The sequence below is a fragment of the Vulcanococcus limneticus LL genome (assembly GCF_002252705.1).
Lineage (GTDB): Bacteria > Cyanobacteriota > Cyanobacteriia > PCC-6307 > Cyanobiaceae > Vulcanococcus > Vulcanococcus limneticus.
Genome location: NZ_NQLA01000019.1, coordinates 1 through 25,086 on the forward strand (window position 1 = coordinate 1; position 25,086 = coordinate 25,086).

Sequence of the window (25,086 nt, forward strand, 5' to 3'; positions counted from 1 at the left end):
AATTTGGCCGTAACAGGCCGATTTGCGCACATTTTACCGGCAGAAGCTGCTCAGATCCATTGCGGCGCAGAAGATCTGGTGTTTCTCAGGAGGCCCTGACTACAGCCAGGCGCGAGCGCCTGTCACATACTTTGAACCAGCCCTGCCCTCAGCCCCGAGCAGCAACAGCAGCCGGCGCAGGTCATGGGTGAGTGGGGGATCACCACCGAGCTGCAACAGCCAAGCCTTGAGTGCCTTCTCCACCGCCTGCTGCAGCCAGAATCCCCATCGGTCTCCAGATCGGCCATGGCGATCCGCAGCAGGTCTTCCGGCTCAGACAGCACCATCGATCAACAGCCCCTCCCGGAGTGCTCGACCGATCACGTGGCTGTGCCAGTTGCGGCGTTCCTCGCACTCCAGCCTGGAGTACAACAACAAGTCGAGCGACACATCCGCTCGCGCCAGCAGCCCCCAGAGCTGATTGAGCACCTCGAAGCGGTTGCGCCCCTCCAGCCAGGAGTCCGGAGCCGTGATCAGCAGGTCGATGTCCGACTCAGGACCCGCTGTGCCCCTTGCCCTGGAGCCGAACAGTCATACCTCCGAACCCGGAATCACGCCATGGATCACGGCCGCCATCCCCTGCAGGCGGGCATCGATCGGCAGCGCAACAGGGGTGCTCATGACCGCCATTCTGATGCCTCCCATTCGCCGTCGTTCAGACCACCGCCGCCGATCGGGGCATCAAGGCTCAGGATATGGACCCTACTCTCGCTGGTGCGGTCCCCAGACCCCGCCCTCGGAACCGCCCATCCGGGGTAGCGTCTGACCCTGGCGACAGGCCCGCTCTGGCATGACCTACGGCATCGGCTACTGGCTGGAGAAGGGCCTGGTGCTGGCCTCCGATTCCCGCACCAACGCCGGGGTGGATTACATCTCCACCTACAGCAAGATGACGGTGTTCCAGCCCGCCCCGGATCGGCTGTTCGTGATCCTGGCGGCCGGAAGCCTCGCCACCACCCAGGCAGTGATCAACGGCATCCGCCGCGATCTCGACCGTCCCGTCGAGCTCCAGGGCGGCGCCGGCCACGACCTGCGCCACTGCGACTATCTGTTTGAAGCCGCCGCCTACGTGGGCCGCCTGAGTGTGGCGGTGCAGCAGCAGCACGAGGAGGCCCTGCGCCAGTCGGGGGCCAGCGGCAGTGCCACCTTCCTGCTGGGTGGGCAGATCGGCAACGAACCCCATGAGCTCTACCTGATCTATCCCCAGGGCAACGCGATCAAGGCCACGCCGGAAACGCCCTACCTGCAGATCGGCGAGAGCAAATACGGCAAGCCCCCGCTCGACAACATCGGCCACGCCAACCTCTCCCTGGAGGATGCGGCCCGCCTCTGCCTGATCTCCCAGGTGCTTACCCAGCGCTCCAATCTCTCCGTGGGGCCGCCGTTTGAGCTGGTGGTGATCGAGGCCGGCAACAAGGCCATCGCCCACCAGATCAAGCTGGAGGCGGGTGATCCCAGCCTCGACGCGATGATCCACACCTGGAGCCAGGCCCAACGCGAAGCGCTGCACCGCCTGCCGCGCCTCCCCTGGGAACCCGATGACAGCGGCAGCGGCCCCTGATCCAGGCGGCATGACGCTGGAGGACTCCCTGATCGCCTGGATCGGCATCCGCGGGCGCCGCTGCAGCGTGGGCGAGGCGGCGGCCAGCACCGGCCTGGCCCTGCAGGAGGTGGAGCAGGGCCTGCTGGCCCTGGTGGCGGAAGCGCCCGGCCGGCTGCAGGTGGCCGACGACGGCACCTTGCTGTTCGTGTTCCCCCCCGCCCTGCGGGCGCGGTTGCTGGCCCGTAGCGGCCGCCGGCGCCTGCAGGCCCTGCTGCAGGCTGTCCTGCGTTTCGCGGCCCGGGTGATCCGGCTCAGCTTCGGGGTGGTGCTGGTGCTCGTCACCACCCTGGTGGTGGTGTGCCTGCTGGTGCTGCTGCTCGTGCGGCTGATCGCCAGTGACGAGGGCGGTGATGTCGCCCTGGGGGTGCTGCAGGTGGTCGCCCAGGTGCCCGTAACCATCCTCGATCTGCTGGTGTCCGGCATCGGTGCCCTGGCGCGCGAGGGCTCCTCCTCCGCCACGCGCCAGCAGCTGTGGAGCCTCCTCTGGGACCTGCCCGGCGAGGGGGGCGAGCCCGATTCGCTGGGCTTCCTCACCGCCGTGTTCTCGATCCTGTTCGGCGATGGCGATCCCAATGCCCGCCTCGAGCCGCTGCGCTGGCGTCGCATCGCCGCCTTCCTGCGCCTGCACGGTGGCGTGGTGATCGCCGAAGACCTCGCCCCCCTGCTCGTTCTGCCCGACTGCCCCTCCGATCCCGACCGTCGCCGCGACCTGGCCGATACCGCCATGTTGCCGGTGCTGCTGCGCTTCGACGGCCGCCCCGATGTGAGTGAGGAGGGCGATTTGATCTATTGCTTTCCCTCCCTCCCCGCCAGCGCCGGCGGTGAGGGCGTGCCAGCAGAGCCCCTCCCCGCTGCGCCGGTGCCGCCCCTGCGCGAGCGGGCCCATCGCTTCAGCAGGGCAGGCGTTGAGCAACGGGTGGCCTACGGCATCGGCGTGGGGGCCCTGCTGGTGCTCTCGCCGTGGCTGTTGGCGATCACGCCCGCCTGGCTGCCGCCCGTGGCCTGGCTGGCGCGCTTCGCCATCGTCTACGGCCTGTTGCTCTTGGTGGTGCCCCTGCTGCGCCTGCCGCTGCAGCGCTGGCGCAACCGGGCCATCGCGGCCCGCAATGGCCGCCGCCAGGCCTGGGCCAGGGCGGCCCGCTACGGCGGCTCCCGGCTGCAGCGGCGCCGTGCTGCTGCCCGCCGTCTCCGCGCCGCAGAGCCCCAGCGGCCCGAGCCGCGCCTGATCTACGACAGCGGCCGCGACCTGCTCGAGCAGAGCATCGACGAGCTGGCCACCGATCCAGAGCCCCCATCCAGCTCCCGCCTCTGACGCGCCACCAGGGCACCCGATCGGGCGGCTGGGGACACGCGGCAGGCTTGCGCCCGCCGCAGCTGCGGGCGAGCCTGGTGCCGTGCCTCGGGCTCCGCACCATGCCACCGGCTGATCCCTGGGTTCGATGCGGCGCCGCGGTGGCCGCAGCGCTGTTGGTCTGCCCGGCGGTCCCGCCGGCGGCGGCCGCGCCAGTGCCCTGCCCCGCGCCCCTGGTGGCCCAGATCGATGGCCTCTACCGCTGGCAGGTGGCCCGGCAGGACGTTCCGGGGCCCATCGATCTCTCCAGCCAGGCCGGCCGCTTCACCCCCGCCCTGGCCCGCCAGCTGCGCGCCGCCTTCCGCCTCGACCCGGTGGCCGATGGGCGCTTCGTGGATTTCGACGTGTTCAGTGGCACCCAGGTGGGCACCTTCGGCGCCCGGGTGCTGGGCTGCAAGCCCCTCCAGGGCGGTGATCTCGAGGCCCTGGTGGCCGTGCAGGCCGGCCTGCGCAACCGCCCGGCCGAGGCCCCGCAGCAGCTGCGCTACCGGATGCGGCCCGGCCCCGGCGGCACCTGGCGCATCGCGGACATCCACTACCCCGGCAACCCGGGCTTTCGTCTCTCCTCCTTCCTGGCCGATCTGTTGAAACCGCCCCGCCCGTGACTCCATCCGTCACCGGCCGGCGATGACGCTGGTGCCCCACCTCGACACCCTGCTACGGCTCGTGCTGCCGAAGCTGCTGTTCATGACCGTGCTGAGCGCGGTGGTGGGCGGCGTGGTGGGCGCTGTGGTGGCTGGGATCGTTTCCCTGCTGCGGCGTTCACGGCCAAGGGCCGTTGGGCCCGTGTGGGGCTCCTTCCTGGGGGTGCTGCTGGTCGGCCTGTTGCCGATCGAGGCCAATCCGGCCTCCCTGATCGGCGGGCCCTACGCCGGCCTCTGGTTCCTGTCCATGGCCCTGCTGTTCGTGCCCGTGGGGGCCGTGGGCGGCGCGCTGCTCGGCATCCTCGCCATCGGTCATCCCCGCGCGCGGCTGCGTGGGCCCCGGGCTCTGGCGGCCCTCACCTTGGGCGCCTACGCGCTCAGCGCCGTGGTGCTCACGCTCACCCTCTCGCCACCGGCCATCACGATCCGCACGCCCCAGCCCGGGGGGCCCTTCCCCCTGCTGGCCGAGGTGAGCGGCCTTGAGAGCATCCCTTCCCACCTGGCCCTCAGCGGCGATGGCCGGCAGCTGGCGGTGCTCAGCGTGCGCTACGGCCGCCAGCAGGTCGACATCCTCGATCTCACGTCGCGGCAGCAGCACCGGATCCGCAACTTGCACGGCAAGCCCGAGGGTCAGCAGACCCTGCGCGAGATCCTCTCCACCCTGGCCTTCACGGTGGATGGCAAGGAGCTGGTCACCGCCGCCCTGCAGCAGGTGCAGGTGCGACCGCTGCCCGCTGGCCGGCCCCGGCTGCGCCTCGATGGCGGCTCGGTGGCCTATCCCATGGCCGCTGGCCGCCTGGTGACCCTCACCCCCAACGACGCCAGCCCCGCCCCCCGCAACCTCCAGGTGTGGGATCTCGCCAGCGGGCGACGGCTGCAGGCGATGCCCGCCGATCTCAACACCGTGGAGCGCGCCACGCTTCCGGTGGCGGTGAGCCCGGATCGCCGCCTGCTTGCCTTTCCCCTCCGGGTCGACGACGACCGGATCGAGGTGTGGGACATCCCCCAGGCCAGGCGGATCACCACCCTGGAGCTGGGGCGCCGGGCCGGCCTGCTCGCCCTGGCCTTCTCACCGGACGGCCGCCAGCTGGCCGTCGCCCTCGGCCAGGGACCACCGATCGCGATCTGGGATCTGGCCACGGCCCGCCGGATCCGCAGCCTCGACAGGCCCCAACCGGTGCAGCAGCTCCACTGGACCACCGAGGGCCTCCTGGCCAGCAGCGACGATGGCTTCAGGGTGCTCAGCCCGCAGGACGGCCGCGTGCTGCACACGCTTCCCCCGGCTGCCGCGGCGCCTTCAGTGCCGGCCAGGCCTGTGCTGTCGCTGGGCCCCTCCGCCCTGAGCGGCGATCGCAGCACCTTCGCCGTTCCGATCCCCGGCCAGGGCATTGCGGTCTGGCGGGTGGGGCGGCCGGTGACGGCTGATTGAACCTCTGCCAGCAGTGGCGCCGCCACCCCTCAAGCCTGGCCCTCGATCCTGCGGCAGCGTCCCGTGCGCTTGCCCTCAGCCATCTCTGGCCCCGCATCGAGCTGCAGCGTCCACGCCGACGCGTAGTGCAGCGTGGAGAGATCAATCGCGTGACTGTCCCTCTGCAACTGGGGGCGATACATGCTGCTCTCCCAGGTGATGCGCCGCAGCGTGATCGTCACCTTGCTGTCATCGATGATGCCGCCACCCAGCTCCGCTGGCGGTTCGCTGGTGGTGATCGTGCGCGTCACCTCGCCCGTTTTGGGGTCCAGCTCCTGCACTTGCTGCAGCCGGGGCTCGATGCGGAACAGCGTTGGCGGGTCGGAGCCGAGGCTGCAGCTCAGGCGGAAGGGCTGTGCCGTCCAGCGCCAGAGGGTGTCGCATCCGCCCAGCAGGGGAGTGAGCAGCGCCAGCGCCGTGACGCGCCAGGGCATCGGGCTCCGGGCCCTGGAGCTGGCGGGAGTGGCGACTGGCTTCGGATCAGGGGCGTGGTGGGTCATGCCCAACGGCGGATCGCGTGGGAGGGGCCTGGGCTTGGCGACGGTTTCAGGATGGCTAGCCGCTGCCCACCGCGCTATCAGCGGGTCTGCCCCGCCCCGCCGCCACCACCCCGCGATGCCCGATGCCATCCTCGCCGTGAACCTGCAGGCCTTCGAGCGCGGCGATGCCGCTGCCCGGGCGGCGGTGGTGGATGGGGTGCGCCGCAGCCTGGCCACGGGCTTCGTGTATGCCCGCACCGATCTCTCGCCCGACCTGCTCGACACCGCCTACGGCCTGCTGGGCCAGTTCTTCGCCTGCGACACCGCCACCAAGGAGCGCTTCCGCGCCCCCGGCAGCGCCGGCCAGACGGGCTACACGGGCCTGCTGGTGGAAACGGCTGCCGGCAGCGCCCAGGCCGACTGGAAGGAGATGCTCAACTGGTCGGCCGCGCTGCCGCCGGACCATCCGCTGCGGCGCCGCTATCCGCTGCTCTACCCCGAGCCCCTGCTGCCGGAGGCTGTGGTGCCGGGCATCACAGCCGTGCTCGACAGCTTCCACCGCACCCTCGCCGAGCTGCAGCGCCGCTTCCTGCGGGTGGTGGCCCTGGCGATCGGCTGCGCCGACAGCTTCTTCGATGAGATCGTGCACGAGGCGCCCACCCTCAGCCGCGCCGTGCGCTACCCGCCCATGGCCCAGGCGCCGGCCGCCGGCCACCTCTGGGCCGAGGCCCATGCCGACATCAACCTGATCACCGCCCTGCCCCGGGCCACCTCCGCCGGCCTGCAGGTGCAGGTGGAGGGCACCTGGGTGGAGGCGCGGCCGCCCGAGGGCCACGTGATCCTCAACAGCGGCCTGATGCTCGAGCGCCTCAGCAACGGCGCCATCCCGGCCGGCTGGCATCGGGTGATAGCACCTGCCGGCCACAGCGGCGAGCGGCTGAGCGTGGTGCAGTTCTGCCACGCCCGCCCCTGGACGGTGCTCACCCCCGTGCCCTCCTGTTGCACAGCGGAGCGCCCACCCCGCTGGGCCGGCATCACGGCCGCCGATGCCCTGGAGGAGGTGCTCTACCGGATCAACCTGCTGGGGGCTCCGGCGCCGCGTCCCTGAACCAGCTCAGCGGGGGCAGGCCGTCGCCGCGCCAGCCGTCCCCGGGGCGGCGTGGGGGATCACGTTCTCCTGTTCATTGGCGTCGTTGCGGGCCACCAGGGCGATGGCGGGCTCCCGGCTGCTCAGGTTCACCGGCATGTGCGGCACGCCGGCGGGAATGAACAGGAAGTCGCCGGCGCGGTTGGTCACCGTCTTCTCCAGGCAGGTGCCGTAGAAGGTCTTCACCGTGCCGGTCAGCAGATAGATCGCCGATTCCGAACCCACGTGGCGGTGCGGCGCCGCCCGACCCCCAGGCGGAATCACCACCCGGTTCATCGAGAGGCCCCGGGCGCCGCTGTTGGCGCCGGAGATCCCCACGAACTGCTTCAGGCCCTGGCGGCTGGTGATGCTGCTGCGGGGCCGCACGGTCACGATTGAATCCGGCCCCGGGGTGCCGATCACCTGCACCGCGGGCGCTGCTGCGGCTCCCGGATCCGCCTGCGCCAGGGGGGGATGGGCTGAGGCCGGCCGGGCCAGCCCCGGGCCCGCCAGCGCCAGCCCCAGCAGGCAGGCTCCGATCCTTCCCATCGCCTCGATCTCCGGCCGACTGATCTCCGGAGGTTTAGCGCTTCTGCCGATGCCGTGCTAATCGCTCCGGCTCAGAGCTGGCGCTTGTCGAGGGCGTCGGCCAGGCGGGTCACGGCGGAGGCCAGCTGGGCCTGGGGGTCGGGCCCTGCCACGGCCTTCTCGGAGCGCCGCAGGGCCTCGATCGCACGCACGATCAGGAACACCACGAAGGCGATCACCACAAAGTTGATCAGGGCCACCAGCACGGCCCCGGCGGGCCACTCGGCGATGGCGGCCACGTTGGCGGCCTTGAGGGCCGGCTGCAGCAGGGCGCCCATCACCAGGCTCACCACGGCATCCACCACCTTGCCGAAGGCGCCGCCAATGACCACGGCCACCGCCAGGTCAACCACGTTGCCCTTGTTGATGAAGTCCTTGAAATCAACGAGGAATGAACGGCTGCGTGACATGACGAGCGAGGCCTACCAGGTGGAGGAACGCCCTCAGGTTTACCCCAAAAGGGGGGTGTTGTCTCAGGTCTGGCGGGCCATCGATGCCCAGAGCCAGGCCGCCAGAGTGGAGACGGCGGCCCCGAAGGCGAGAAAGGCGATCAGCAGGTCGGTGCGTTCCATGGCGTCATCCTGGCTCGGCCGGGGGCCGCGCGGCTGGCTCAGCCATCGGGCTGCTCGATCGCCGGTGGCGTCGTGGTGATCCCCTGCTGCTGCATCACCCAGGTGGTGGCGGCCCTCTGGGTGTGCCAGGCCTGCAGCAGTTGCTTCGCCAGATCGCGCAGCTGGCTGGCGTCAGCCGTGGCGTCGATCACGCGGTTAAAGCGTTCGATTTCGAACTGCTGGCCCACGCTCAGCTCGATCTTGCACTCCACAGGGCGACTCCCAAAGGTGGCCGCAAGGTATGAACAGCCGCGTTGAGAAGAGGTAGCGACAGCAACAGAGTGCGAACCCTGTCAGGGATCGGTGGTGTCAGCAGACCCTGCGATCACGCAGTCAATCAGCTAGTCGAATAGCAGTGATCAGCGCGACTGATTGGAATCCGAACGGGCGGAGCCTGCCTGGCCGTTGTCGTTCAGATCCTGGAGCAACAGCAGCAGGGCGACCCCCATCAGGGCCAGGGCGGTGCCGCTGTTCTCCTGGCCGGCATGCCCCAGGGTGCGCGCTGCAGACAGATGCTCGGACCAGGTGAAGCGCATGCCGCTACTTGAGCTCCTCTGTTCCTAGCAACAGTGGCCGGCTGGCGCGCCGCTGGCGGCCCGTTGCGGCCGGTTGCGTTACAAATGGTCACAGGGTGGAATCGGTTCTGCGGGCGGCCGCTGAGCCCCCCTGGTCCACCCCTCTGCCGCAGGAATCGCCTGTGTTTTGCAGGTGGTCGCCGATCGCTCCTGTTGCTGGATCTGTAGGGGAGGGATCTCGCGGCAGCTCAGCACCACGCCCCCGGCGCTGGATGGCCCGATAGCTGTTCGCAGACTGCAATGCAACGGGCCCTCCGCCGCAGTGCGAACCGCTCCACGGCGTGAAGCACTCAACGGCGCGTGCATCGAAGACCGCCTGAATGCCGGCGCGCCACCGGCTCGGGCCGGCCGGCCAGGGTGCGCACCAGGCATCAGGGCTGGGCTCGACCTTGCGGCCGCTGCTGCGCGAGCGGCCCCGGAGCATTGACACGCTCCCATGCCAGGGCTAGTACAGGTGTACTTAGCTCTCGGAAGGTCCATGGCTGCCTGTGCCTCCGTGTCGCGCGTCGTCGCCGCCTGTTCTCCCTACGCCGTGTTCCGCGCCAGTGAGCTGGCCCGAACCTGCGCCTGGGCCGCGCCGCCCTGCACGCCTCCGTTCGCGCCGCCCTCCACGCCGCCCTCCACGCCGCCGCCTGCCGCTGGCCCGCCTGTGGTCGCACCGCCGCAAGCCCCGCGGCCCTACCGGCCGCGCCACCGCCGGGGTGCCGCCGCCGTGATCCAGGGCGAGCTGTTCGCCCTGCCGCCGCGCCTGGCCCAGGGCAGCTAGGCGCCCAGCCTGCCCCTACTGCCCACCCAGCAGCTCCAGCAGGGCTTCGCCGTAGCGCTCCAGCTTGGCGGCGCCGATGCCTCCCACTTCCCCCAGCTCCGCCAGGGAGCCGGGGCGGCGGGCGGCCAGCTCCAGCAGGGTGCGGTCGTGGAATACCACGTAGGGGGGCACCGCCTGCTGGCGGGCCTGCTCCGTTCGCCACGCCTTGAGGGCCGCCACCAGCTCCGGATCCGCCTCGCCCCACTCCGCGCTGGCGCCGGGTCCCTGGGCGCCGCCACTGCGGGAGCTGGAGCGGCGCCGCTCCTGGCGCGGTGGCGGCAGCGGCAGCTCCACACTGCGCTCGCCCCGCAGCACCGCCCGCACCTCCGCCTCCGGGCCCCACTGCAGACCGCCGCGCCCCTCTGGCACCGGCTCCAGCAGCCCCATGCCCGTCATCTGGCGAATCAGCGACTTCCACTGCTCCTTGTCGAGTTCGCCGCCAATGCCGTACACGCTCAACTCCTGGTGTCCCTGGGCGCGGATCTTCTCGGTGTTGGCCCCCAGCAGCACGTCCACCAGATGGGCGGCGCCGAAGCGATGGCCCGTGCGCCACACCGCCGAGAGCAGCTTCTGGGCCGGCACCGTCACATCGGTGCGGGCCCGGGGCTCGAGGCAGCCGTCGCAGTTGCCGCAGGGCTCCGGCAACGCCTCGCCGAAGTGGGAGAGCAGCACCTGACGGCGGCACCCTGTGGCGTCGGTGAAGCTGATCAGGGCATCGAGCTTGCCGTGCTCGATCCGCTTCTGGGCCAGGGGCGCGTCCGAGTCGTCGATGAAGCGGCGCAGCTGGGGCACATCGCCCGGGCCGTGCACCATCCAGGCCACCGCCGGCAGGCCGTCGCGGCCGGCCCGGCCGGTTTCCTGGTAGTAGGCCTCCAGGCTCTTGGGGAGGTCCACGTGGGCCACGAAGCGCACATCCGGCTTGTCGATGCCCATGCCGAAGGCGATCGTGGCCACCACCACCACGCCTGACTCGCTGCGGAAGCGTTCCAGGGCGCGGCTGCGCTCGGCGGCGCCCAGGCCCGCGTGATAAGCCACCGCATCGAAGCCGGCGCCGCGCAGGTCGGCCGCCAGCTTGTCCACCCGGCTGCGGGAGCGGGCATACACGATGCCGGAATCCTGGCGATGGTCGTCCAGAAAGCGCAGCAGTTGCGTCCTGGGCTCCTGCTTGTCGCGCAGCAGGTAGCGAATGTTGGGCCGATCGAAGCTGGCCAGGAACACCTGGCCCTCCTGCAGCTGCAGGCGCTCCACGATCTCGGTGCGCGTGCGCGGATCGGCGGTGGCGGTGAGCGCCAGCCGCGGCACTGCCGGGAAGCGCTCCGCCAGCACCCCCAGCTGGATGTACTCGGGCCGGAAGTCGTGCCCCCACTGCGACACGCAGTGGGCCTCATCGATGGCGAACAGGCTCAGGGGTTCCGGCCCCGGCAGGGCCGCCAGCCGCTCCAGCAGATCCCCCGCCAGCAGCCGCTCGGGCGACACGTACAGCAGTTGCAGCTTGCCGGCGTTGAGCTGGCGCCACAGGGTCTGGGCCTCCTCCGGCTCCAGGGCGGAGTGCAGGGCTCCAGCCGCCACCCCTGCCTGGCGCAGCGCGGCCACCTGGTCCTGCATCAGGGCGATCAGGGGCGACACCACCACCGCCAGCCCCGGCCGGCACAGGGCCGGCACCTGGTAGCAGAGCGACTTACCACCGCCGGTGGGCATCAGCACCAGCCCCGAGCCGCCGCCGATCACGTGGCGCACGATCGCCTCCTGGGGGCCCCGGAAGGCGTCGTAGCCAAACACCTGGCGCAGCACCTGATGGGGCTCGGCGAGGGTGGCCGGGGTGGCGGCGGCGCCGGCTCCGGAGCTGGTCAAGGCGCTGGATCTGCCATCGGGATCTCCCACAATGGCCGCATCCAGTCCGGCGTGATGCAAGGCCCTTCCCCCTCGTCCGCCAGGCCAGCATTCCCCACGGATGGCGCGGCGGCCCGTCGCCGCAGCGCCACCGCCTGGGGGTTCCTCGCCCCCGCCCTGCTGCTGATCGGCCTCTCGGTGCTGATCCCCGCGGCCATGGCCCTGGTGATGAGCTTCACCCGCAGCGGCCTGGATGTGGGCGAACCGCTCCAGTGGGTGGGCCTGGCCAACATCCGCCGGCTGCTGGCCGATCCGATGTTCTTCAAGGTGCTCGGCACCACGCTCCTTTATCTGGTGGGCGTGGTGCCGCCGGTGGTGCTGGGCTCCCTGGTGCTGGCGGTGCTGGTGAACCGGCAGCTGCCGGGGATCCACTGGTTCCGGGCCGCCTTCTACACGCCGGTGCTGGTGTCGATCGTGGTGGCGGCGATCGCCTTCCGCTGGCTCTACGCCGAGACCGGCCTGATCAACGGCTGGCTCAGCGCCCTGGCCCGTGACGGCTGGCTGGCGGGCCTGCTGGGGGGCTCCTTCCAGCCCATCGGCTTCCTCACCAACCCCGCCCTGGCCCTGCCCTCGGTGATGCTCGTGACCCTCTGGAAGGGCCTCGGCTACTACATGGTGATCTTCGTGGCGGGCCTGCAGGGCATCCCCCAGGACCTCTACGAGGCGGCCGAGCTGGACGGCAGCGAGGGCTGGCGTAAGCACTGCGACATCACTCTGCCGCTGCTGCGGCCCTACATCACCCTGGTGGCCGTGATCTCCGCCATCGCCGCCACCAAGGTGTTCGAGGAGGTGTACCTGATGACCCAGGGCGGGCCGGCCGAGTCCACCAAGACCCTCGTGTACTACGTGTACGACCAGGCCTTTGCCGAGCTGGAGATCAGCTACGCCTGCACCGTGGGCCTGGCCCTGTTCGTGATCGTGCTGCTGCTCAGCCTGGTGCGCTTCGCCTTCGCCGGCGACAAGGGCTTCACCTGAGCCCCGAGGGCCCAGTGGTCCGCGGCCGCCATCGTCCCTAGGGTCAGCGCGCGCGTGAACCCGGCCATGGCTTGCTCCGGCGGCAGACGCCCCAGCGGCCTCAACGAGCGCCAGTGGCTCGGGGTGTTCAGCCTGGTCCTGGGCCTGGTGCTGTTCGGACTGATCGTGGCGCGCGGCAAGCAGGCCGAGGCCGAGGGCGACCAGAGCTTCCGCAACGACGCCCTGCTGGTGCTCGTGTCGCCCCTGGTGTTCTCCGCAGCCGGGGTGGCCCTGCTGCGCTCCGGCAGATCTGGCGCGCCCCGCGCCGTGCGCCCTGGTGCCAGCCCGGCCTGGGCCGCCCAGCGCCCGCGTGATTCCCAGCTTCCCAAGAGCCTCGATCAGGCCGCCACGGCCGCCCGCCGCGCCGATGCCAGCCTCAGCGTCGCTGCCGACTAGCTCCCGGGCCAGGAGGCCCGCCGCCAGGGCCAGCTCAAGATGGAGGCCTCCCTCAGCGGCCAGGCCGGCAGCGTGCAGGGAGTGGTGGCGGCGGCACGGGTTTCCCAGCAGCGCTCGGAGCAGTTGGCGGCCGAGCTGGCGGGCCGCCAGGCCGAACTTCGGGCGGCCCTGGAGGCCCTGCAGCACAGCCAGGCCTCGGAGCTGGACCAGGCCCGGTCCGCTGTGGCCCAGGCCCCGGGCGCCGCCCAGGCCAGCGGCGCCCAGCTGGAGCAGCTCGCCGCCAGCCTTGAGGGCCAGGCGGTGCTGCTGCGGGGCCAGCTCGATCAACTGGAGGCCCAGCAGGCCGGCGCGAAGGTCGCCACGGAAACCTGGAGCCTGCCCACCCAGGAGGGCGACCCAATTCCTGCGCTGCTACCGCGAGGCCTGCGAACAGATCGGCGTGCTGCCGGGTAGTTCCTGGCAGGAGGTGCGGGCGGTGTGGCGCCGCAACCTGCTGCAGTGGTATCCGGACCAGGACGGTGATACCGACCTCTGGGGGCGCCGCAATGCGGCCTACCTGCTGCTGGCGGCCTGGTACGAGTTCCACGGGGCCAGCTGAGCGCCAGGGGTGGTCTTGGGCTTCAGCTGCGGCCACCCGGCGGGGATGCGAAACTGGCCGATTGGTCCGCAGTGCCGGCTGGATCTGGTGAGCACGATCTCCCCTGCCTTCATCCCTGCGGCTGAGGCCGGCCCCGCCATCGGCATCGTGGGCGGCGGCCAGCTGGCCTGGATGCTCGCCGAGGCCGCCCGCGCCCGCGGCGCCGCCCTGCACGTGCAGACCCCCGCTGACCACGACCCGGCCGTACGGCTGGCCAGCAGCGTGGTGAGCGCCGGCATCCGCGATGCCGCCGGCACCCGGGAGCTGGCGCGGCGCTGCAGCGCCATCAGCTTCGAGAATGAGTGGGTGGATCTGGAGGCCCTGGCGCCCCTGGCCGCCGACGGCGTGCAGTTCGTGCCCAGCCTGGAGGCCCTGCGGCCGCTGGTGTGCAAGCGCAGCCAGCGGGAGCTGCTCGATCGCCTGCACCTGCCTTCCCCCCGCTGGCTGCCGCTGGACCAGCTGCTGCAGTCGCCGGAGCAGGCCCCCGAGACCGACCAGAGCAGGATCGCGGCCGAGAACTCCGGCGACGGGGCCCTGGCCGGCGCCGCGGCGGATTCCGCGGCTGGGGCCTCCGACCGGGTCTGGGCCTTGCCGTCAGGCTGGGCCTTTCCCGTGGTGGCAAAGGCGGCCACCGGTGGCTACGACGGCAAGGGCACCCAGGTGTTGCGCTGCGCCGAGGAGCTCGAGGACCTGCTGCAGCGCGTCCAGCCCCAGGACTGGATCCTGGAGGAGTTCGTGGCCTTCGAGCAGGAGCTGGCCCTGGTGGCCGGCCGCGATCGCGTCGGGGCGGTGGTGTGGTTCCCCCTGGCCAAGACCCACCAGCACCAGCAGGTGTGCGACTGGGTGCTGGTGCCGGCCCAGGCCAGCCACGCCTTGGAGCAGGCCGCCCGCAACATCGCCGCCTCCCTGCTCACCGCCCTCGATTACGTGGGTGTGCTCTCGATCGAGTTCTTCTACGGGCCGGCGGGGTTGCAGGTGAACGAGCTGGCGCCCCGCACCCACAACTCCGGCCACTACTCGATCGAGGCCTGCAGCCTCAGCCAGTTCGCGCTGCAGCTGCAGTTGGTGTCTGGCCAGACGGCCCTGCAGCCGGAGCTGAGTGCCGCCGGCGCCCTGATGGTGAACCTGCTGGGTTACCAGGACAGTGACGACAGCGACTACCTGCCCCAGCGCCAGGCCCTGGCAGCCCTGCCCCAGGCCCACCTCCACTGGTACGGCAAGCGCGGCTCGTCCCTGGGGCGCAAGCTCGGCCACCTGACCCTGCTGCTGCACGAGCGCCGCGGGCCCGAGCGGGAGCAGGAAGCGATGGCCCGGCTGGCCGATGTGCGGGCGATCTGGCCGCTTCCACCCTCCTGAGGGCTTAGGCTGATCCCGGACTGCTGTGTTGGTGACTGCCTTCTACAGTTTTCTGATCTGACTCCCTTTTCGACTTGGGGTGTCTGTCGCGACGGCAACGTAAACCGGCCCTGTAGCCGGAAACGGAACCCCGCTCTGACGCCCCTTCTGGTTTATCCAGGTCGGAATCTGGGGCAGAACGGCACGGTGGTCCACCCCTTTCTGGCTCGCGCTGCTCGCCGCCCTCCATGCAGAGCCGCCCGCCCCGTTCCCAGGCCGGCCGGCGACTGCGGGCCGTCCGCAATGGCATGGTCAGCCTGGCTCTCGGTGCCCTGCTGGCCCTGGCCCTGCTCCTCCACTCCGAGCAGGCCCGCCGCCAGGGTGACCTGCTACTGGCCCGCGACAGCCTGCGCATGCTGTGGTCCCCGGCGGTGTTCGCGGGGGTGGGGCTTGTGTTTCTGCTGCGCAGCATCGGCCCGCCGTACCGGCTGTCCGGGTCCGGACCCCGGCGGTACCAGGCGGAAAGTCCCTCCGAGCTCCACTCCGCTCCAGCCCGATCCAGCGCGGCAGCGGCAGGGAAGCCCCCGGTATCCCCGGTGGCCGCGCCAGCGCCCCACGCCGCCGCCGCGCCCGCCGCAGGGGACCGCTACGTGCAGGCGTGCCAGGAGCTGGGGGTCAGCCCCGGCGCCGACTGGGTTGTGATCCGGGCCACCTGGCGGCGGCAGCTGCACCACTGGCATCCCGACAACGGCGGCGAACCGGAGCAGTGGATCCGCAAGAAGGCCGCGTATGCCCTGCTCGAGGCCTGGGAGCAGTTCCGCGCCTGAACCTGCAGGGCCGATCTAGGTCGTCGCCAGGCAGATCTCGATCAGCCCCTGCAGCCCTGCCTGCTCCAGCGCCGTGACCACGAACACTTCCTGGGCGCTGGAGCCGCGCCGGGCCAGTACTTTCCAGCCCCCCGTGATCGGCGTGGACACCCGCAGCCGCAGCTCCGGCGCCCGGCCCCGCACCCGGCTGATCACAGCCGGTGTGACCGTGTCGATGGCGCGGTTCTCGGCGAGGCGGCGCAGCACAGGGATCAGGCCCTCCAGGTAGGTGCTGTGGGTGATCACCAGCCGCCCCATCGCCACTCCCGGATCTGTGACGTCCAATCCTAGGAAGTTCTGCTAAGAATCATGTCCCTCTGGCCCGCCCCATGGCCGTGGACCCGCCAGCTCCTCCAGACGCTGGGACCCAGTCGGACGGCGGCAGTGTGCCCTCCCGCCAGGTTCTGACCCGTGAACTCAGCGAAGCCCTCGGTGTTCCCGCTGCCGTGGTGAGCGTGAGGCCGGAGAGCCGCGGGCGGGTTCGGGGCCTGGCGGTGAGCTCCGGCCGCATCCTCAGCTTCGTGCGCGAGGCCCAGGGGCAGGGGCTGCGCACCCGCGAGCTGTTCGTCCTGGTGCGGCGCACCGTGGGCGCTCGGCTGACGCCGGAGCCAGAAGCCAGGCCAGCGTCAGGTCCAGGTTCGCTGGATGGGGATTGATCGCGCGGCCTAGCCCCGCTCCAGCGGCGCCATGGTGAGGCCCTCGGCCCCCAGTTGCTGGTGGTAGAGCTCCGCCTGCTCCAGCGGACCGCTCCACACCTCGGCGGAGCCGCTGCCGTCGATGCGGTGGGCCAGTTCCCAGGCCCGATCGGGCGTCATCGCCGGGATGATGCGCACCAGGCACTCCACCACGTGCTGGAAGGTGTTGATGTCATCGTCGAGGACGATCACGCGCCCATTCGGATAGGGCTGGCGCAGGCCCTGCCGATCGAGCACCTGCTGGGGGCTGGACAGGGTGGCGGAGGGGCGGACCGCAGCCATGGCGGAAGGGGCGAAAGCGAACGGGTGATCGGGCGCTCGACTGAGGTTAGAGGTCTACAGTGCGCCTGCACGACCGATTCGCCCCATGTTGATCACGCTGGGATGGGCCTCTCTGGCCGCTCTGTTCAGCTTCTCGATCGCCATGGTGGTGTGGGGCCGCAACGGCGACGGCTCCGTCAACTTCTGAGCTGCCTGGCCCTTGGTTGACCTGCCCCTTCCGGCCACCAACCTGCTCGCCATCGTCGCCACCGTGCTTCTGGTGTTCGTGAGCGGTGGCGTGCTCTATCTCTCCACCGTTGAATGGCGCGACCGGCGGCGGCGTCAGGCGGCCGGGTCCTCCAAGCGGTGAGCGGCCGGCCCGCAGCCCTGGCGGACTGGTCCTGGAGTCTTGCTGCAGACCTACTGGTCCCCCCTCCCGAACCGGGAACGCTGACTGCGGAGGTCTGCGCTGCTGCGCCCGACGGCGATCCAGAGGCTGGCCTGCAGAGCCTGGTGGAACGTCTGGATCACCTGCTGGATCCCCGTCGTGCCCAACCTGCCGGACCCTCCCAGGCAGCTCCGCTGGCCCTGGAGCTGCTCACCTGGCAGGCCCAGGCCTGTCCGTCCAGCGCCAACGATGGGCCCACCAGCGATGCCGGAGCAGAGCCCCCCGCCGTGGCCAGCCTGCGTCGGCTAGCCGACCGGAGACGCCAGGCCCTGGCCGGTGAGACGGTCACCTACGTGGTGAATCGCAACCTCAACTTCACCAACCACTGCCAGAAGCACTGCGGCTTCTGTGCCTTTCGCCGCGACGCCGGCGAACCGGGAGCCTTCTGGCACTCCCTGGAGCTGCTCCAGGAGCGCGCCCGCCAGGCCCAGGCCGTCGGCGCCACAGAGCTCTGCCTGCAGGGCGGTCTCAATCCCGAGGCACGGCTCGACGGCAGCGCCCTTGCCTACTACAGCCGGCTGCTGGAGGCCTGCCTGGAGGCCGCCCCTGGCCTCCACCTGCATGCCTTCTCCCCCCAGGAGCTGCTGTTCATCGCCGAGCAGGACGGCCTGCCGCTGCGGCAGGTGATCGCCGCGCTGCGGGCCGCTGGGCTGGGGTCGGTGCCGGGTACCGCCGCCGAGGTGCTGAGTGAACGGGTGCGGCAGCGGCTCTGCCCCGAAAAACTCAGCGCCCGGGCCTGGTGCGCCGTGGTGCTCGAGTTGCACCGGGAGGGCCTGGCCAGCACCGCCACCCTGATGGCAGGTCACATTGAGCAGCCGGCCGACCTGGCGGCCCATCTGCTCACCCTGGTGGCCCTGCAACAGCACGCCTGGCAGCATTCCCGCCGTGGCTTCTCCGAGTTCGTGCTGCTTCCCTTTGTCGGAGCCCATGCCCCGGCGCCGCTGCGGCAGCGGGTGGGGCGCGACCAACCCGACCTCCAGTCCATGCTCAGGCTCACGGCCCAGGCGCGCCTGCTGCTGGGGCGCTGGTTTGTGAACCACCAGCCCAGCTGGGTGAAGCTCACCCTCGCCGGCGCCCGTGAGGCCCTGCGTTGGGGCTGCAACGACCTCGGCGGCACCCTGATGGAGGAATCGATCACCAGCATGGCTGGAGCCCTGGGGGGCACCGCCCAGACCCCGGAGCAACTGGAGGCCGCCGCGCTTCAGCTCGGCCGGCCGGTGCGCCGGCGCACCACCCTCTACGGAGCCCCGGCGTGAGCCTTGCCCTGCCCAGGCCCCTCAGCCCCCAGCTGCGCTCCGCCCTGCTGCGGCTGCCCCTGCCCGCCACCTGCCTGGCCCTGGCCCTGTTGCTGGTGCTGCCCCTGATCGGTCTGCGCCGTCAGCCCCGCAGCAACGCCGCCGGGCTGCAGCGTCTGTTGGGGTCGGCCGCCCTGCTGCAGAGCTTTGGAACCGCCAGCGGCCAGCCCGCACCGGAGCTGTGGAGCCAGCGCCTGGGCCCGGCGCGGGCCCAGCAGCTCTGGCAGCGTCAGCCGCGGCTGTGGTGGCAGTTCTGGGGCGCCCATGCCGATGCGGGCGCCTATCTGGTGCTCCCGGCCGAGCTGGTGGCGCCCCGCCCCAGTTCGCCCCTGCCGGCCCAGGCCGTGCGTCTCGACGACCTGGTGGTGGTGGCCCCCGATCCCCTGGCCCTGCAGTTGCTGCAGCAACAGTTGCGGGTGCGGCAGCGGGCGCCCCACGGGCTGGAGCAGCGCTGCATTGCCCTGCTGGGCCAGCGCGAGGCGGTGCTCTGGAACGGGGCGGCCCTGGGCCAGATGCTCGGGCCCCTGGCCCCCCTGGCCCTGGCGCTGCAGCAGGGCTGTCTCGGCCTCGACAGCCGCGGCGCCTCCCTGCTCTGGCAGGGGGAGGCCAGCGCCACCGCGGGCTTGCTCAGCGCCGCGCCCCCCGTGCCCACCCCTGGCCCGCACCGAGCGCTGGCGGCCCCGGTGGTGCTGGAGCTGGAGGGCCGTCGCCTGGGGCTGATCAGCCAGGGCCTGCTCGCCAGCCAGCTGCTGCGCGAGCCCCTGGCCCAGCGCTACGGCCTCGGGCCAGCCCAGCTGCCGCTGCTGCAGCGCACCCCCTTCCGCCTGCGGCTGCGGCAGCAGCCCACGGGCCCGTTCCAGGCGGGCCTGGAGCTGGAGCTGGCCGTCGGCCCCGACCGAGGCCCCTGGCTGGAGGTGCTGGCCCGCACCCGCAAGGCCCTGCTCGATCAGGGTCTGCTGGAGCAGGAGTCCGGGGCGTCAGGTCAGCAGCTGCAGCGGCCGGGCCCAGGCTCCAGCCTGCCGGTGAGCACCTGGGAGCGGGAGGACGGCACGGTGGTGGGCGGCTGGCGCTGGAGCCTCCCCCGCGGCGGGTCCGCCCAGCTCCCCCGGCTGCTGTTCTCGCTCGGACCGGCCCCTGCCCTGACGGCCGGATCGGCTGGCGAGGCCGGAATGGGCAGCTCAGCCGATCTGCGGCTGAGGCTCAGGCCCGCCGCCCTGGCGCGGCTGGGACTGCTGCCCGAATCCTTGCCCACGCTGGTGCGGCGGGCGTCCCAGGTGGAGCTGCTGGGCCTCAGTGCCCCTGCCGATCGGCGGGGCTCCCAGGACCCGCAGCTGGGTCTGGCGGGCCGCCTGGAACTGGGCCCCTGAGCCTGGCGATTCGCGGCTCTCGCCACAGCCCGTAGGTCAGCTGGCCTGGGCGGGGGTGTCGCTGGCCGGCGCCGGTTGGGGAGCGGCTGCTTCGGTGGCAGGCGAGGGGGCGTTGGCGGCGTCCTCCTGGCGCTGGCGGCGGCGACGCTCGGCCGCCAGGGTTTCCTCCATCAGCTCCACCGCCTGGGCCAGCTTTTCCAGGTTGGCGGCGTAGAGGGCCAGGTCCTTGTCGACCCGCTCCTTGAGCAGGCCCATCGCCTCCCCGATCCTGTGGGCCGCCTCCCGCAGGGCCTGGGGCTCGAGCCCATCGGCGCCCTGGGTCCGCTGCAGCACGCTGAGCAGGCCAACGGCCACCAGGCGGGAGTAGTGGAAGTCGCTGCGCTGCACCTGGCCCAGAAGCTCGGCGATCGGGCCTGGGGCACCCTCGCCCCGGTTGGACAGCCAGCCGCTCACCTCTTCCAGGCTGTGGTGGCCCACGGCTTCGATCGCCTGGTCGGCCTGGCGGCGCAGGTCGCCCGCATCGAAGCCGTTGGCGCCGCAGAGGGCCTTGAACAGGGGGTCCTTCTGCTCGTCCGGGCGGTACCCGCGCGAGAGGCTGTCGAACACCTGGGTGAGTCCCACGGCGAACAGGCCATCGGGGCGGAAGCCCTTCTGGTGGCTGAGCAGGTGCAGCTCCACCAGCAGCTCATCCACCAGTCGGCGGTAGAGCGGCGCAATCACATGGGGAAAGGCCTGGTGGAAGGCGCGCTTGCTGTCGGCGACGGTGAGACAGGCGCCCACGCTGAGGGATTCAAGGGTCCTGGGACCTTAGCGCTGCAGCCGCTGGCGCCGCTCGCGCAGCGGCCGGGCTCAGTAGGATCCAACCCAGCCGCTGTCCTGTCTGTGTCCGTGATCCCGATCGTGATCGAAGAGTCGGGCCGGGGAGAGCGCGCGTTCGACATTTACTCGCGCCTGCTGCGCGAGCGCATCATCTTTCTGGGCGAGCCGGTGACCGCTGAATCGGCCAACCGGGTGGTGGCCCAGCTGCTCTTCCTCGAAGCGGAAGACCCCGAGAAGGACATCTTCCTCTACATCAACTCCCCCGGCGGCTCCGTCTACGACGGCCTCGGCATCTTCGACACGATGCAGCACATCAAGCCCGATGTGCAGACCGTGTGCCTGGGCCTCGCCGCCTCCATGGGCGCCTTCCTGCTCGCCGCCGGCGCCAAGGGCAAGCGCAGCAGCCTCACCCACTCGCGGATCATGATCCACCAGCCCCTGGGCGGCGCCCGGGGCCAGGCCAGCGACATCCGCATCCAGGCCGACGAGATCCTCTACCTCAAGAAGAAGCTCAACCAGGAACTGGCCGACCGCACCGGCCAGCCCCTGAGCCGGATTGAGGAGGACACCGACCGCGACTTCTTCATGTCGCCGGCGGAGGCCGTGGAGTACGGCCTGATCGACAAGGTGATCGACAAGCGCCCCGTTCGCCCCGTCTGATGGGTCGCGGCAAGCCGGACGCCCGTCCCGGCGGCAAGGGCCTGCCCCCCAGCCAGCGCCCCTCCAAGGTCTGCCCCGTGTGCGGCAGGCCTTTCGCGTGGCGCAAGAAGTGGAAGGCCGTGTGGGAGCAGGTGACCTACTGCTCCGATCGCTGTCGCCAGCAACGCTGAAGCCCCCTGGATCCACGCAGGATCCAGGGGGCTCGTCAGTAAGCGGCCGCAGGGGGGCGGCTGGAAACCCCAGGCCTCAGCCAGCTGCGGCGGGCTCGGGGGCAGCAGTGGCCTCCACACTCAGCTCGGTGAGGAAGGGCGAGAAGCGCTCCTTCTCGGGGATCGTGGCGAATTCACCCACGATGGCGCGGAATTCGTCGCCATCGAGGCTCTCCTTCTCGATCAGCAGCTCCACCACCCGGTCCATGCAGGCGCGGTGATCGGCCACGAGCTTCACGGTCTCGGCGTAGCAGGTCTGCACGATCTGGCGCACGGCGTCGTCGATCTTGCTGGCCAGGCGGTCGGAGCCATCGTTGCGGGTCATCAGGTCGCGGCCCAGGAACACCTCCTGGTTGCCGGCCTCGAACGACACCTGACCCAGGTCGCTCATGCCGAAGCGGGTCACCATCTGGCGGGCGATCGAGGCCACCTGTTGGATGTCGCCGCCGGCGCCGGTGGTCACCTCGGCGTGGCCGAACACCACATCCTCGGCGGCGCGGCCGCCGAGGGCGCCCATGATCCGGGCCCGCAGCTGGGCGCGGCTCACGAGCATCTGCTCCTCATCGGGCGAGAACCAGGTGAGGCCCTGGGCCTGGCCGCGCGGAACGAGGGTGACCTTCTGCACAGGGTCGTGGGCCTTCACCAGGGTGCCCACCAGGGCATGGCCCACCTCGTGGTACGCGATCAGACGCTTGCTGCGGCCATCGGTGAGGGGCTTGCCCTCCATGCCGGCGATGATCCGGTCCACCGCGTCATCGATCTCGGCCAGGGTGGTGGCCTCCTTGCGGCGGCGGGCGGTGAGGATCGCCGCCTCGTTGAGCAGGTTGGCCAGGTCGGCGCCGGAGAAGCCGGGGGTGCGCCGGGCGATCGCCTCCAGGCTCACGTCCGCTGCCAGCTTCTTGTCGCGGGCGTGCACGTTGAGGATCGAGAGGCGGCCCTTGATGTCGGGCACGTCCACCATGACCTGGCGATCGAAGCGGCCTGGACGCAGCAGGGCCGAATCGAGCACGTCAGCCCGGTTGGTGGCGGCGATGATGATGATGCCGCTGTTGCCCTCGAAGCCGTCCATCTCGGTGAGGAGCTGGTTGAGGGTCTGCTCCCGCTCATCGTTGCCGCCGCCTACGCCGGCGCCGCGCTGACGGCCCACGGCGTCGATTTCGTCGATGAAGATCAGGCAGGGGCTGTTCTCCTTGGCCCGCTTGAACAGATCCCGCACCCGGCTGGCACCCACGCCGACGAACATCTCCACGAACTCGGAGCCCGAGAGGGAGAAGAAGGGCACGCCGGCTTCACCGGCGATGGCCTTGGCCAGCAGGGTCTTGCCGGTGCCCGGGGGGCCCACCAGCAGCACGCCCTTGGGGATCTTGGCGCCCACGGCCGTGAAGCGCTCGGGGGTCTTGAGGAAGGTCACCACCTCCTGCAGGTCCTGCTTGGCCTCCTCCACGCCGGCCACATCGTCGAATTTCACGCCGGTTTCAGCCTCCATGGCGAAGCGGGCCTTGGTCTTGCCGAAGGCCATCGCCTGGCCGGGACCGCCGGGCATGCCGCTGCCGCGCCGGGCCAGGAACACCAGGGCGCCGATCAGCAGCAGCGGGAAGAGCAGGTTGCCGAGCAGGCCGAGCACCGGCGGGGTGGCCCGGGGCGGGTGAACGTCGAAGCTGATGCCTTCGGTCTTGAGCTTGTTCACCAGCTCAGGGGCCAGGCCGGGCAGGTCCACCCGCAGGCGTTGCACGCGGTTGTCCAGGTCCGGATCCACGGCCTCGATCACGGCGCTGCGGCCGCCGTCATACACATCCACCGCCGTGACACGGCCCGCCTCGACATAGTCGAGGAAGCGGCCGTAGCTCATGCGGGCCACGGCGGTGTTGCGGGGCGCCACGGTGGGGCCGCTGGGGCCGATGCGGTTGGGCCCGCTGCCGAGCACCTGCCAGCCGAGGAACAACGCGACGCCGATCGGGAGGACCCAGAGGGCGATGGTGCGCCAGCGCTGATTCATGGCGGGGACGGAATCCTGAGGGATGTTTAACAAGTGTAAAGCTCCCGTCTGCTGGGGCGGGAGCTTCGAGCCCACGTGTTCTCTCCCATTCTGGGCCGTCTAAGGGGGAGCGGTTCGGCAAGCGAAGCGCCCTTGAGGCACCGCCGTGCTGGCTCAGCCGGCGTGCAGCCAGCGGGCCGGCTCCAGTGAACGGCAGCCAGCGGGCTCGGGGGCCAGACCGAGACCGCCTGATTCGCCGCCCCGCCCCGCCGTGGATCTGGCGGTCCCCTCCGTCCTGGCGTCGGGCTCCTGGGCAGCCTCAGGCTCTGGATCGAGTTCCTGCTCCTCCCCGAGTTCAGCCGCGTTGAGGCTTTCCAACAGCTCAGCTCCCCCGAGGCCGTGGGTCCAGATCTGCACAACCGTTTCCCGCGGTGCCAGGAAACTCAGCAGCTCAAACGGGAACACCACCCGCTCGAGGAAGAACTCCTCGGGGCCGAGGCAACGCACGATCACCATGCGATCAGTGCCATTGCGGTAGCCGCAGGAGAGCAGGCCCAAGGTTCGATACCTCAACATCTCGACCTATCAAGCCACCGCCGCCCGAGTGGATTGGTGGCTTTCGACACGGATTGACGTTCTTAAGGGTTTCTTCCTGGATCGGGCCTTGGCAGCGCCGCCCCCCAGGGACCCATCGGCTGCTCAGAGGCTGCGCAGGGCAGCGATCGGATCCAGCCGGGCGGCCCGGCGTGCCGGCAGCACCCCGAAAATCAGGCCGATCGAGCCCGAGAGCCCCACGGTGATGAGCACGCTGTCGGCGCCGATGGCGGCCGGCAGGGGGGAGAAGCGGGCCACCGCCGTGATCGCTGAGAGGCCCAGGGCACTGCCGATCAGACCCCCCAGGCTGGCCAGCACCAGCGACTCCACCAGAAACTGGGCCAGCACGTCGCTGCTGCGGGCACCCACGGCCTTGCGCAGGCCGATCTCCTCGGTGCGCTCACTCACCGACACCAACATGATGTTCATGATGCCGATCCCGCCCACCAGCAGGGAGATGGCGCCGATGGCCGCGAGCATCAGGGTCAGGCCCCCGGTGATCGTGCCCACGATCGAGAGGGCGTCCTTCTGGGAACGAACGGCGAAGTCGTCGTCCCGCAGGATGCGGTGCCGCTGGCGCAGCAGGTTGGTGATCTGGAACTTGGCGGCCCCGGTGCTGGCCTCATCGCGGGCCTCCACGCTGATGAAGCTGAGGCTCACCCCGTAGGTGGGATCGCGGCCGCTCAGCTTGCTCACCATCGTGGTGAGGGGGATGTAGGCGATCTCGTCCTGGTTGGAGCCGAAGACGGCCCCCTTGGGCCGCAGCACGCCGATCACCTCGAAACCCTGGTCGCGGATGCGCAGGTTGCGGCCCAGGATCGAGCCCACCGGCTGCAGCTTGCTGGCCAGGTCCGGGCCCACCACCACCACATTGCGGGCCGAGTCCATGTCGCGCTGGTTGAAGAAGCGGCCCTGGGCCACCTCGAAGCGCCGCACCGTCAGGAAGTCGGGCGTGATGCCCGACACCGAGCTGCTCTGACTGCGGGATCCAGCCTGAACCACCGCGTTGATCGTGATCTGGGGTGCCACCCGCCGCACGCTCGGCACCTGCTCGGCGATGGCCTCGGCGTCCTGCAGCACCAGGGTCTTGGGGGAGTCGATGCCCTGGCGGCGGGTGTCGTTGTTGCCCGGCACCACGAACAGCACGTTGGCGCCGAGGGTGTTGAGCTGCCCCTCCGCCAGGTTCTGGGCCCCCTTGCCCACCCCCACCAGGGTGATCACCGAGGCGTTGCCGATCACGATGCCGAGCATCGTCAGCAGGCTGCGCAGCCGGTTGGTGCGCAGCGTGTGCAGGGCCATCCCCACGGTTTCACGCAGGGGCAGCTTGGCGGCCATG

Annotated in this window: 33 protein-coding genes and 1 other RNA gene; 20 read left to right on the top strand and 14 right to left on the bottom strand. The window is 70.9% G+C overall.

Annotated elements, in window-relative coordinates; translation table 11 throughout:
- Positions 1-99: 99 nt before the first annotated feature.
- On the bottom strand, positions 100-255 hold the full coding sequence (locus tag CJZ98_RS19525; RefSeq protein WP_094590659.1) for a HEPN domain-containing protein: 156 nt from the start codon (positions 253-255) through the stop codon (positions 100-102).
- 57 nt (positions 256-312) lie between these two features.
- Positions 313-570: a nucleotidyltransferase domain-containing protein gene (locus CJZ98_RS19530; RefSeq protein WP_094590661.1), complete on the bottom strand. Its 258-nt coding sequence runs from the start codon at positions 568-570 to the stop codon at positions 313-315.
- A 259-nt stretch (positions 571-829) separates the two neighbouring features.
- Here CJZ98_RS19530 and CJZ98_RS09305 point away from each other — a divergent pair, with 259 nt between their 5' ends.
- The 4 genes from CJZ98_RS09305 (at position 830) to CJZ98_RS09320 (ending at position 5,066) form a co-directional block, all read left to right on the top strand.
- Positions 830-1,600 carry a 20S proteasome subunit A/B gene (locus CJZ98_RS09305; protein WP_094590663.1) on the top strand — a complete coding sequence of 257 codons (771 nt, stop codon included), beginning with the start codon at positions 830-832 and terminating at the stop codon, positions 1,598-1,600.
- A gap of 10 nt (positions 1,601-1,610) precedes the next feature.
- Positions 1,611-2,954, top strand: coding sequence for a hypothetical protein (locus tag CJZ98_RS09310; protein WP_094590665.1), 1,344 nt, complete (start codon positions 1,611-1,613; stop codon positions 2,952-2,954).
- Positions 2,955-3,094: 140 nt separating this feature from the next.
- Positions 3,095-3,598: a hypothetical protein gene (locus tag CJZ98_RS09315; protein ID WP_232756360.1), complete on the top strand. Its 504-nt coding sequence runs from the start codon at positions 3,095-3,097 to the stop codon at positions 3,596-3,598.
- A 22-nt stretch (positions 3,599-3,620) separates the two neighbouring features.
- Complete coding sequence (locus CJZ98_RS09320; protein WP_094590667.1) at positions 3,621-5,066, top strand: WD40 repeat domain-containing protein; 1,446 nt, start codon at positions 3,621-3,623, stop codon at positions 5,064-5,066.
- A 29-nt stretch (positions 5,067-5,095) separates the two neighbouring features.
- Here the strand turns inward: CJZ98_RS09320 and CJZ98_RS09325 are convergent, their stop codons facing one another.
- Positions 5,096-5,605, bottom strand: coding sequence for a hypothetical protein (locus CJZ98_RS09325; RefSeq protein WP_157910940.1), 510 nt, complete (start codon positions 5,603-5,605; stop codon positions 5,096-5,098).
- Between the two features lie 115 nt (positions 5,606-5,720).
- Here CJZ98_RS09325 and CJZ98_RS09330 point away from each other — a divergent pair, with 115 nt between their 5' ends.
- Complete coding sequence (locus CJZ98_RS09330; protein WP_094590670.1) at positions 5,721-6,692, top strand: isopenicillin N synthase family dioxygenase; 972 nt, start codon at positions 5,721-5,723, stop codon at positions 6,690-6,692.
- A gap of 6 nt (positions 6,693-6,698) precedes the next feature.
- Here the strand turns inward: CJZ98_RS09330 and CJZ98_RS09335 are convergent, their stop codons facing one another.
- The 4 genes from CJZ98_RS09335 to CJZ98_RS18795 all read right to left on the bottom strand — a co-directional run bounded on the left by CJZ98_RS09335 (position 6,699) and on the right by CJZ98_RS18795 (position 8,445).
- Positions 6,699-7,259: a cupin domain-containing protein gene (locus CJZ98_RS09335; protein ID WP_094590672.1), complete on the bottom strand. Its 561-nt coding sequence runs from the start codon at positions 7,257-7,259 to the stop codon at positions 6,699-6,701.
- A 71-nt stretch (positions 7,260-7,330) separates the two neighbouring features.
- Positions 7,331-7,708, bottom strand: a complete 378-nt coding sequence (gene mscL / locus CJZ98_RS09340; RefSeq protein WP_094590674.1) for a large conductance mechanosensitive channel protein MscL — start codon at positions 7,706-7,708, stop codon at positions 7,331-7,333.
- Between the two features lie 200 nt (positions 7,709-7,908).
- Positions 7,909-8,121 carry a hypothetical protein gene (locus CJZ98_RS09345; protein WP_094590676.1) on the bottom strand — a complete coding sequence of 71 codons (213 nt, stop codon included), beginning with the start codon at positions 8,119-8,121 and terminating at the stop codon, positions 7,909-7,911.
- 147 nt (positions 8,122-8,268) lie between these two features.
- A complete protein-coding gene (locus CJZ98_RS18795; RefSeq protein ID WP_198537646.1) occupies positions 8,269-8,445 on the bottom strand; it encodes a hypothetical protein in 177 nt (58 codons plus the stop codon).
- A 535-nt stretch (positions 8,446-8,980) separates the two neighbouring features.
- Between CJZ98_RS18795 and CJZ98_RS18285 the strand changes: the two genes are divergently transcribed.
- Entirely contained in the window at positions 8,981-9,250 is a 270-nt protein-coding gene (locus CJZ98_RS18285) for a hypothetical protein (RefSeq protein ID WP_157910941.1), read from the top strand.
- Between the two features lie 15 nt (positions 9,251-9,265).
- Here the strand turns inward: CJZ98_RS18285 and recQ are convergent, their stop codons facing one another.
- Positions 9,266-11,140, bottom strand: coding sequence for a DNA helicase RecQ (gene recQ / locus CJZ98_RS09350; RefSeq protein ID WP_094590678.1), 1,875 nt, complete (start codon positions 11,138-11,140; stop codon positions 9,266-9,268).
- Positions 11,141-11,194: 54 nt separating this feature from the next.
- On the opposite strand from recQ, the gene CJZ98_RS09355 reads away from it, so the two are divergent.
- The 7 genes from CJZ98_RS09355 (at position 11,195) to CJZ98_RS09380 (ending at position 15,388) form a co-directional block, all read left to right on the top strand.
- Positions 11,195-12,154: a carbohydrate ABC transporter permease gene (locus CJZ98_RS09355; RefSeq protein ID WP_094590756.1), complete on the top strand. Its 960-nt coding sequence runs from the start codon at positions 11,195-11,197 to the stop codon at positions 12,152-12,154.
- A 66-nt stretch (positions 12,155-12,220) separates the two neighbouring features.
- Positions 12,221-12,589, top strand: a complete 369-nt coding sequence (locus CJZ98_RS09360; protein ID WP_094590680.1) for a hypothetical protein — start codon at positions 12,221-12,223, stop codon at positions 12,587-12,589.
- A gap of 39 nt (positions 12,590-12,628) precedes the next feature.
- Positions 12,629-13,042, top strand: coding sequence for an HlyD family secretion protein (locus tag CJZ98_RS09365; RefSeq protein WP_094590682.1), 414 nt, complete (start codon positions 12,629-12,631; stop codon positions 13,040-13,042).
- Entirely contained in the window at positions 13,029-13,187 is a 159-nt protein-coding gene (locus CJZ98_RS18290) for a hypothetical protein (protein ID WP_157910942.1), read from the top strand. The genes CJZ98_RS09365 and CJZ98_RS18290 overlap by 14 nt, the downstream gene beginning before the upstream one ends.
- A gap of 87 nt (positions 13,188-13,274) precedes the next feature.
- Positions 13,275-14,582: a 5-(carboxyamino)imidazole ribonucleotide synthase gene (locus CJZ98_RS09370; protein WP_232756361.1), complete on the top strand. Its 1,308-nt coding sequence runs from the start codon at positions 13,275-13,277 to the stop codon at positions 14,580-14,582.
- Positions 14,583-14,596: 14 nt separating this feature from the next.
- Positions 14,597-14,779: non-coding RNA, 6S RNA (gene ssrS / locus CJZ98_RS09375), on the top strand.
- A gap of 30 nt (positions 14,780-14,809) precedes the next feature.
- Positions 14,810-15,388, top strand: a complete 579-nt coding sequence (locus CJZ98_RS09380) for a hypothetical protein (protein WP_094590684.1) — start codon at positions 14,810-14,812, stop codon at positions 15,386-15,388.
- A 15-nt stretch (positions 15,389-15,403) separates the two neighbouring features.
- Here CJZ98_RS09380 and CJZ98_RS09385 read toward each other — a convergent pair whose 3' ends face one another.
- A complete protein-coding gene (locus CJZ98_RS09385; protein ID WP_094590686.1) occupies positions 15,404-15,685 on the bottom strand; it encodes a DUF2103 domain-containing protein in 282 nt (93 codons plus the stop codon).
- Positions 15,686-15,756: 71 nt separating this feature from the next.
- Between CJZ98_RS09385 and CJZ98_RS18800 the strand changes: the two genes are divergently transcribed.
- Positions 15,757-16,083, top strand: coding sequence for a hypothetical protein (locus CJZ98_RS18800; RefSeq protein WP_198537647.1), 327 nt, complete (start codon positions 15,757-15,759; stop codon positions 16,081-16,083).
- 9 nt (positions 16,084-16,092) lie between these two features.
- Here CJZ98_RS18800 and clpS read toward each other — a convergent pair whose 3' ends face one another.
- A complete protein-coding gene (gene clpS, locus CJZ98_RS09395; protein ID WP_094590688.1) occupies positions 16,093-16,404 on the bottom strand; it encodes an ATP-dependent Clp protease adapter ClpS in 312 nt (103 codons plus the stop codon).
- A gap of 85 nt (positions 16,405-16,489) precedes the next feature.
- Between clpS and petN the strand changes: the two genes are divergently transcribed.
- The 4 genes from petN (at position 16,490) to CJZ98_RS09410 (ending at position 19,493) form a co-directional block, all read left to right on the top strand.
- On the top strand, positions 16,490-16,591 hold the full coding sequence (gene petN, locus CJZ98_RS09400; RefSeq protein WP_094590690.1) for a cytochrome b6-f complex subunit PetN: 102 nt from the start codon (positions 16,490-16,492) through the stop codon (positions 16,589-16,591).
- A gap of 12 nt (positions 16,592-16,603) precedes the next feature.
- Positions 16,604-16,753 carry a hypothetical protein gene (locus CJZ98_RS18295; protein ID WP_157910943.1) on the top strand — a complete coding sequence of 50 codons (150 nt, stop codon included), beginning with the start codon at positions 16,604-16,606 and terminating at the stop codon, positions 16,751-16,753.
- Between the two features lie 143 nt (positions 16,754-16,896).
- Positions 16,897-18,087, top strand: coding sequence for a CofH family radical SAM protein (locus tag CJZ98_RS09405; RefSeq protein WP_315855797.1), 1,191 nt, complete (start codon positions 16,897-16,899; stop codon positions 18,085-18,087).
- Positions 18,084-19,493, top strand: a complete 1,410-nt coding sequence (locus CJZ98_RS09410; protein ID WP_094590695.1) for a hypothetical protein — start codon at positions 18,084-18,086, stop codon at positions 19,491-19,493. The genes CJZ98_RS09405 and CJZ98_RS09410 overlap by 4 nt, the downstream gene beginning before the upstream one ends.
- Positions 19,494-19,529: 36 nt before the next feature.
- Here the strand turns inward: CJZ98_RS09410 and psb29 are convergent, their stop codons facing one another.
- On the bottom strand, positions 19,530-20,273 hold the full coding sequence (psb29, locus tag CJZ98_RS09415; RefSeq protein ID WP_094590697.1) for a photosystem II biogenesis protein Psp29: 744 nt from the start codon (positions 20,271-20,273) through the stop codon (positions 19,530-19,532).
- Positions 20,274-20,381: 108 nt separating this feature from the next.
- Here psb29 and clpP point away from each other — a divergent pair, with 108 nt between their 5' ends.
- Positions 20,382-20,972: an ATP-dependent Clp endopeptidase proteolytic subunit ClpP gene (clpP, locus tag CJZ98_RS09420; protein ID WP_094590760.1), complete on the top strand. Its 591-nt coding sequence runs from the start codon at positions 20,382-20,384 to the stop codon at positions 20,970-20,972.
- A complete protein-coding gene (locus tag CJZ98_RS09425; RefSeq protein ID WP_094590699.1) occupies positions 20,972-21,142 on the top strand; it encodes a DUF2256 domain-containing protein in 171 nt (56 codons plus the stop codon). Before clpP ends, CJZ98_RS09425 begins: the two co-directional genes overlap by 1 nt.
- Before the next feature lie 76 nt (positions 21,143-21,218).
- Here CJZ98_RS09425 and ftsH read toward each other — a convergent pair whose 3' ends face one another.
- The 3 genes from ftsH to CJZ98_RS09440 form a co-directional block, all read right to left on the bottom strand.
- Positions 21,219-23,177, bottom strand: coding sequence for an ATP-dependent zinc metalloprotease FtsH (ftsH, locus tag CJZ98_RS09430; RefSeq protein WP_094590701.1), 1,959 nt, complete (start codon positions 23,175-23,177; stop codon positions 21,219-21,221).
- A gap of 153 nt (positions 23,178-23,330) precedes the next feature.
- Positions 23,331-23,714, bottom strand: a complete 384-nt coding sequence (locus CJZ98_RS09435; protein ID WP_094590703.1) for a DUF1830 domain-containing protein — start codon at positions 23,712-23,714, stop codon at positions 23,331-23,333.
- Positions 23,715-23,855: 141 nt separating this feature from the next.
- Positions 23,856-25,085, bottom strand: coding sequence for an ABC transporter permease (locus tag CJZ98_RS09440; protein WP_094590705.1), 1,230 nt, complete (start codon positions 25,083-25,085; stop codon positions 23,856-23,858).
- Position 25,086: the final 1 nt, after the last annotated feature.

Bases quoted from the DNA above. Each gene is read 5' to 3' on its own strand.
- CJZ98_RS09305 (WP_094590663.1), top strand. From the start codon at position 830: ATGACCTACGGCATCGGCTACTGGCTGGAGAAGGGCCTGGTGCTGGCC.
- CJZ98_RS09310 (WP_094590665.1), top strand. From the start codon at position 1,611: ATGACGCTGGAGGACTCCCTGATCGCCTGGATCGGCATCCGCGGGCGC.
- CJZ98_RS09320 (WP_094590667.1), top strand. From the start codon at position 3,621: ATGACGCTGGTGCCCCACCTCGACACCCTGCTACGGCTCGTGCTGCCG.
- CJZ98_RS09325 (WP_157910940.1), bottom strand. From the start codon at position 5,605: ATGACCCACCACGCCCCTGATCCGAAGCCAGTCGCCACTCCCGCCAGC.
- CJZ98_RS09330 (WP_094590670.1), top strand. From the start codon at position 5,721: ATGCCCGATGCCATCCTCGCCGTGAACCTGCAGGCCTTCGAGCGCGGC.
- CJZ98_RS09335 (WP_094590672.1), bottom strand. From the start codon at position 7,259: ATGGGAAGGATCGGAGCCTGCCTGCTGGGGCTGGCGCTGGCGGGCCCG.
- mscL (WP_094590674.1), bottom strand. From the start codon at position 7,708: ATGTCACGCAGCCGTTCATTCCTCGTTGATTTCAAGGACTTCATCAAC.
- CJZ98_RS18795 (WP_198537646.1), bottom strand. From the start codon at position 8,445: ATGCGCTTCACCTGGTCCGAGCATCTGTCTGCAGCGCGCACCCTGGGG.
- CJZ98_RS09355 (WP_094590756.1), top strand. From the start codon at position 11,195: ATGCAAGGCCCTTCCCCCTCGTCCGCCAGGCCAGCATTCCCCACGGAT.
- CJZ98_RS09360 (WP_094590680.1), top strand. From the start codon at position 12,221: ATGGCTTGCTCCGGCGGCAGACGCCCCAGCGGCCTCAACGAGCGCCAG.
- CJZ98_RS09365 (WP_094590682.1), top strand. From the start codon at position 12,629: ATGGAGGCCTCCCTCAGCGGCCAGGCCGGCAGCGTGCAGGGAGTGGTG.
- CJZ98_RS09380 (WP_094590684.1), top strand. From the start codon at position 14,810: ATGCAGAGCCGCCCGCCCCGTTCCCAGGCCGGCCGGCGACTGCGGGCC.
- CJZ98_RS09385 (WP_094590686.1), bottom strand. From the start codon at position 15,685: ATGGGGCGGCTGGTGATCACCCACAGCACCTACCTGGAGGGCCTGATC.
- CJZ98_RS18800 (WP_198537647.1), top strand. From the start codon at position 15,757: ATGGCCGTGGACCCGCCAGCTCCTCCAGACGCTGGGACCCAGTCGGAC.
- clpS (WP_094590688.1), bottom strand. From the start codon at position 16,404: ATGGCTGCGGTCCGCCCCTCCGCCACCCTGTCCAGCCCCCAGCAGGTG.
- petN (WP_094590690.1), top strand. From the start codon at position 16,490: ATGTTGATCACGCTGGGATGGGCCTCTCTGGCCGCTCTGTTCAGCTTC.
- CJZ98_RS09425 (WP_094590699.1), top strand. From the start codon at position 20,972: ATGGGTCGCGGCAAGCCGGACGCCCGTCCCGGCGGCAAGGGCCTGCCC.
- ftsH (WP_094590701.1), bottom strand. From the start codon at position 23,177: ATGAATCAGCGCTGGCGCACCATCGCCCTCTGGGTCCTCCCGATCGGC.
- CJZ98_RS09440 (WP_094590705.1), bottom strand. From the start codon at position 25,085: ATGGCCGCCAAGCTGCCCCTGCGTGAAACCGTGGGGATGGCCCTGCAC.